We start from the raw sequence: 1,350 nt of genomic DNA, 5'->3' as shown, positions 1-1,350 counted from the left end.
GGCCGGGACGTCGGACGCGGTCTCCACCGCCAGGCCGCCGAGCGCGTCGGCGACCGCCCGCCCGGACGCCTGCTCGTCCGGTGCCGTCCGCACGACGCTGGCCTGCCGCGGTGTCTCGTTGGCCACCTCGCCGGGGACGAAACCCTGCTGAGCCAGTTCGTCCGACACCCGGCCCGCGAGGCCGGTGATGTCCGAGGTGTTGTAGACGTCGACCGTGATCTCCTCCGGTGCCGGGGCCTGCGTCGCCGCCTCGCCGCCGGTCTCCCCGGTCGCCTCCGCGAGGAACGTCCGGACCTCGGCCGGGTCCACCCGGACGGCGGTCCCGTCGGTGGTGGTCTCGTACTCCGGATTCACGATCGGGATGGTCTGGAACTCGATCTGCCCGCCGGTGAGCCCGCGCATCTGCTGCGCGAAGGACAGGATGTCCCAGCCCTCGTTGACCACCACGGACTTGTTGATGGCCTCGACCAGGGCGTTCAGCTTGCCCGGGTCGGCCAGCGTGCCGGCGGAGAGCACCTTGCGTGCCAGTCCGGCCATGAACACCTGCTGCCGGACCACCCGGTCGAGATCCCCCCGCAGCAGGCCGTGCCGCTGCCGGACGAAGGCGAGCGCGTCGAGCCCCTCGATGGTCTGCCTGCCCGCCGCGAAGTCGGCCCCGGAGGCGGGGTCGTCCACGGCCTCGTTCAGGCAGACCTCGACCCCGCCGACCGCCTTGGTGATGTCGTAGAAGCCGAGCAGGTTGATCGAGGCGTAGTTGTCGATCGTGGTGCCGGTGAGGGTCTCCACCGTCCGCACCAGGGTCCGGGCACCCTCCTGGTTGCTGCGGACCTCGAGTTCCTGCTCGTCGGTGACCCCCTCGGCGACGAGGTCCTCGCGCGCGGCCAGCTTCCCCCGGGCGTACGCAGAGTTGATCTTGTGCTTGCCGAATCCGGGGATGGTGACGTACGAGTCGCGCGGCAGTGACACGGCCATGGCCTCGCTGCCGTCGTTGGGCACCCGGACGAAGATCAGGGTGTCGGTGTTCAGCGCGCCGTCGGCGACACCGGCGTTCAGCTTGGCCAGCATGTCCTCCGGCAGCGGGTTGCCCTGGGCGTCGGTGCGGCTGTCCATCCCGACGAGGAGGATGTCCCGGTAGCCGTCCGCGGGCAGGTCGCCGGCGTCCGGGCCGATGACGTCGGCCGTCGTCATCCCGCTGAGCATGCCGTGCATCACCGCCCACGCGTAGCCGGTGAGGCTCAGCACCAGTGCGGACACGACGGCGAGGCTGACGTGGGCGAGCCTCCGGCCGCCGGCCCCCCGTCCCCGGTCCGGGCGGGACGGTCGTCCGCCCGGGTCCGCACCCGCGCCCGG

The 1,350-nt window shown here is 72.1% G+C and carries 1 protein-coding gene; it reads right to left on the bottom strand.

From position 1 onward, the window contains the following. A partial coding sequence (locus SACPADRAFT_RS0205385) for an LCP family protein (protein ID WP_028662237.1) occupies positions 1-1,254 on the bottom strand: 1,254 nt, incomplete at its 3' end. Between the last annotated feature and the right edge of the window lie 96 nt (positions 1,255-1,350).

The organism is Saccharomonospora iraqiensis subsp. paurometabolica YIM 90007, assembly GCF_000231035.2.
In the GTDB taxonomy this organism is placed as follows: domain Bacteria; phylum Actinomycetota; class Actinomycetes; order Mycobacteriales; family Pseudonocardiaceae; genus Saccharomonospora; species Saccharomonospora paurometabolica.
The sequence above is the reverse complement of the archived record's forward strand: the minus strand, read 5'-3'. Positions and strand labels throughout refer to the sequence as shown.